This window comes from uncultured Caballeronia sp. (assembly GCF_964243625.1).
Classification (GTDB): Bacteria; Pseudomonadota; Gammaproteobacteria; order Burkholderiales; family Burkholderiaceae; genus Caballeronia.
This window is the reverse complement of record NZ_CAXTGZ010000560.1, coordinates 1-3,961: the sequence shown is the minus strand read 5'-3', so window position 1 is coordinate 3,961 and position 3,961 is coordinate 1. Positions and strand designations below refer to the sequence as shown.

At 59.3% G+C, this 3,961-nt stretch carries 5 protein-coding genes; 1 reads left to right on the top strand and 4 read right to left on the bottom strand.

Going from position 1 to position 3,961, the window contains the following annotated elements; translation table 11 throughout:
* The 3 genes from ACFFAR_RS27010 to ACFFAR_RS27000 all read right to left on the bottom strand — a co-directional run.
* Window positions 1-648: ABC transporter permease subunit (locus ACFFAR_RS27010; RefSeq protein WP_174365787.1), on the bottom strand; the 648-nt coding region annotated here is incomplete at its 3' end.
* Window positions 645-1,394, bottom strand: a complete 750-nt coding sequence (locus ACFFAR_RS27005; protein WP_375508802.1) for an amino acid ABC transporter permease — start codon at window positions 1,392-1,394, stop codon at window positions 645-647. The genes ACFFAR_RS27005 and ACFFAR_RS27010, both read right to left, overlap by 4 nt.
* A 130-nt stretch (window positions 1,395-1,524) precedes the next feature.
* A complete protein-coding gene (locus tag ACFFAR_RS27000) occupies window positions 1,525-2,346 on the bottom strand; it encodes an NAD-dependent epimerase/dehydratase family protein (protein WP_174365315.1) in 822 nt (273 codons plus the stop codon).
* Between the two features lie 168 nt (window positions 2,347-2,514).
* Between ACFFAR_RS27000 and ACFFAR_RS26995 the strand changes: the two genes are divergently transcribed.
* Window positions 2,515-3,267 (top strand): FadR/GntR family transcriptional regulator, encoded by a 753-nt coding sequence (locus ACFFAR_RS26995; RefSeq protein ID WP_062002903.1) that lies wholly within the window; start codon window positions 2,515-2,517, stop codon window positions 3,265-3,267.
* 6 nt (window positions 3,268-3,273) lie between these two features.
* Here ACFFAR_RS26995 and ACFFAR_RS26990 read toward each other — a convergent pair.
* Window positions 3,274-3,961 (bottom strand): substrate-binding domain-containing protein (locus ACFFAR_RS26990; protein ID WP_375508801.1); only part of this gene is annotated, 688 nt, incomplete at its 5' end.

Below are 3,961 nucleotides of genomic sequence, written 5' to 3'. Positions count from 1 at the left end.
ATTGCCGACATTGAGCTTTTTCTCCATCGATTGACTCCAGCGCGAGAGCGGATAACACAGCGCGAAATAGAAGACCCCGACCAGCCCGAATACGAGGAACGGCTGAAAGATCGAGTTATTGATGATCTGGCCGGCACGCGTCAGTTCGACGAAACCGATCACCGACGCAAGCGATGTCATCTTGATGACCTGCACCAGGAAACCGACCGTAGGCGGCAATGCAAGACGCAGCGCCTGCGGAATGATCACGAGGCGCAGGGTCTGCCAGCGCGTGAGCGACAGGCACTCGGCGGCTTCCCATTGCGGTTTTGGCATGGCGTCGATACACCCGCGCCAGATGTCCCCGAGATACGCGCTCGTGTATACCATCAGCGCAAAGCCGGCCGCGACCAGCGCAGGCACTTCAAAGCCGTACACCGAAAACCCGAAGTAGACGATGAACAGCAGGATCAGCAGCGGAATGCCCTGAATTGCCTCGATATACACCATCGCCGGACGGCTCAGCCAGCGGCGCTTCGAGATGCGCGCGAGCATCACGCCAAAGCCGCCGATGCTGCCCAGCACGAACGCAAGCGCGGACAACGCGAGCGTCCACCAGATCGAATGTACCAAATAGAACAAATGTGCCGAAGTGAAGCCGCCGCTCATGCTGCACCTCCGGGAATCACGGTATCGATGCGGCCTTGATCGGGCGCCGGCTTCCCTGCTCGCTCGGCGGCCTTGCGCATGACCCGCTTGCGCTTGAACGCGACCTCGCCCACGGCCCACGCCGCAAGCTTGATCAAGAGCGACAACGCCAGATAAAGCAGTGCCACCACAATGTACGTCTCGAGCGAACGGAAGGTATCGGACTGGACGGTGTTCGCGGTCGCTGTCAGTTCTTCAGCCGAAATTTGCGACGCGATCGCAGACGCTTGCATCATCAGCAGAAACTGGCTGGTAAGCGCCGGATAAACCTTTTCGATGGACGGCTGCAGCATCACATGCCAGCCGATCCGCCAGCGCGACAACCCGAGGCATTCCGCCGCTTCGAGCTGGCCGCGCGGCACCGATTCAAGCCCTGCGCGAATGATCTCGGCCGCATAAGCGCCGATGTTGATGATCATCGCGAGCGCGGCTGCAGTGAACGTCGGCATGCGCACGCCGAAACTCGCGAGCCCGAAATACAGCAGGAAGACTTGTACGAGAAAGGGCGTGTTGCGCACGGCCTCAATGTAGATCGAGCACACATGCGATAAAAGCTGGTTCTTGCCGCGCTTGGCGAACGCGACGAGCGTGCCGACAATCACGCCGAAAAATACCGCTACCGTTGTCATCTTCAGAGTGAGCCAGGCGCCTTTGAGGAACACCGGCCAGTAGGGAAGCAACGGACTGAAATCGAGATGGAAATTCATCGCAGCAATGTCTTTGGTTAGTACGGACGCGGGCTTCGGCACGCTGCTCGCGCCCGCTTGCACTCTTCGCTTTGTTGCGCCCGGCGTATCTCAGAATCTTCGTACTGCAACAACACCCGGGCCCGCCGTTTTATTCAAACGGTCCGGTAGTGGTGAACGCCCCGCCCTGCAGCATTGCCACGGCGCTCCCGGGTGCGGGAGCTGGCTGCGCTTCGACTTTGGCGCGGAAGGGTTCCGACGAGTCCTGCGGCACGAACCCTAGCTTCTCGGCATAGCGGTTATCCCACCATGTGACCCTGTTGTCGGACATCCCATATACGACGGTGTGACCCACGTCCGGGGTGAACAGGCTCCGTTGCAGCAGGTTGAGCAGGTCGTCGTAGCTGAGCCAGCTCGCCATCATGCGGCGGTCCTTCGGTTCCGGAAACGCCGATCCAATTCGAATGCTCACCGTCTCGATGCCATAGCGGTCGAAGTAGAACTGCGCCACGTCCTCGCCGAATGACTTCGACAAACCGTAGTAACCATCGGGGCGGCGCAGCGCGTGCGCATCGATCTTCTCGTCCTGCCGGTAAAACCCCGTGACATGATTCGAGCTGGCGAAAATGATGCGCTTCACGCCGTGCTTGCGCGCTGCTTCGTAAAGGTTGTAGACGCCCTTGATATTGGCTTCGAGTACTTCCTCGAAGGGTCTTTCCACTGAGACCCCACCGAGGTGAATCACGGCGTCGCAGCCCTCGACGAGTGCATCGACGGCTTGCTTGTCCGCCAGATCGCACGCGATGACCTCTTCGTTGGACGCGGCTTCGGACGGCAGCGCGGCCGCGAGATCCGAAACCCTGATGGTTTTTGCAAATGTCGCCACACGCGGGCGAATGACCTTGCCGACACCGCCGGCAGCGCCGGTCAGCAGCAGACGATCAAAAGGACGAATGTTGTCTTGGTTGGCCATGTGAGCCTGTCTCCATTAGCGCGGCTGAGCGGAGCTTGAAGAACTCCTGTTGCGATTGAATCAGCCGCCTCAATCATATTTCATTGTACGTTGTCATATGACTCTAGCGTGCATATAATCACTCGCATCCGTATTTGTCAACGATTCGAGAACATTATCCCAATCGAGGTGGCCGTGCTCAGATCGCCTAATGCGCTCTTCGAACCATCGGGGCAGCCAGCCGCGCGACGAAGTCTGACAACTGAACTCGTCGATGCAATCCGTTTGCAGATCGAATCCGCCGAGTTGCGCGTGGGCGACAGGCTTTCGACCGAAGCGGAAATGGTCCAGCGTTTCAACGTGAGCCGAACGGTCGTGCGTGAGGCTTTATCCAAGTTGCAGGCTGCGGGGCTAGTGGAAACCCGACATGGCATTGGCACCTTCGTATGCGAAGCGCAGTCGCGCTCCCTCTTCCGGCTCGATCCCGAGGACTTGGCGGGTTCCATCGACGCCCTCGCCGTCCTTGAACTCCGGATCAGCCTGGAGACCGAAAGCGCGGGACTCGCTGCTGCGCGCCGCGATAAAAGCCAGATCGCCGAGATGCGGCGAGCGTTGGTCGAGTTCGAGCACAACGTGGGCAAAGCGACTGAAACCATTTCGCCCGATATCCGGTTTCATCTCGCGATTGCGAACGCTACGGGCAATCGCTATTTCGTGGAAATCCTGAAGCACCTCGGCATGCACATGATCCCGCGCACGCGGATCACACGAACGCAAATTCCGCCCGTGCAGTACGCCGAATACCTGACGCGCGTGAACCGCGAGCACGAGCAGATCTGCGATGCAATAGAACGTGGCGATGCCGATTCGGCGCGTACCGCGATGCGCCTTCACCTGATCAACAGCCGCGAGCGTTTGCGCCGCGCGAAAGAAAATAGCTGATGACGCTCAGCGTTTGAGCGGCGGCGCGACCGACGCACGATGCGTGACCGTCACAGGAAACTCGCGATAGATCGGGTACTCGGTGCCGTAGCATTCATTCAGCAGCCACCGGACTGCGTTTTGCGTGAGGTCGGCCGTTGGAATATGTACTGATGTCAAACCCGGCGCAGAAAACGCGGCCGAGTAGTCATCGTCGTAACCCACTACGGACACATCGCGCGGCACCGAAATGCCCGCTTGCTGAAGGCACGACAATGCGCCGATCGCCATGGTGTCGTTGGCGCAGAACAAACCCGTAAAACGCTTCGTTGACGCGATCAGCAACCGCGCCGAATCGTATCCGCCTTCAGGCGAGAAGTCGGACTCGATCATCTGCACGTCGCCGCGCTCAATGCCGCTGCGCGCCAGCTCTTCAAAAAATCCGGCTAGACGTGCCTGGTTATCGAAGGCCATGAACGGGCCTGAAATGACCGCTATTTCCTTGTGCCCGGCTTCGACAAGCGTCTTCGCCGCCAGCGCCCCTCCACGATGATGATCCGGACAAAATGACGCTTCCGGCATCTGCGCAAAGTTGCGATTGAGAAACACCATCTTCGGATGCATGCGATGCAGCTTGACGAGGTCATCGTCATGCAGATCGTGACTCGTCACCACCACGCCGTCGCAATCGCGGCCGATCAGGAACTGCGGATAG

Excerpts from the sequence above, each read along its gene's own strand:
- ACFFAR_RS27005 (WP_375508802.1), bottom strand. The coding sequence starts at position 1,394 with ATGAATTTCCATCTCGATTTCAGTCCGTTGCTTCCCTACTGGCCGGTG.
- ACFFAR_RS27000 (WP_174365315.1), bottom strand. The coding sequence starts at position 2,346 with ATGGCCAACCAAGACAACATTCGTCCTTTTGATCGTCTGCTGCTGACC.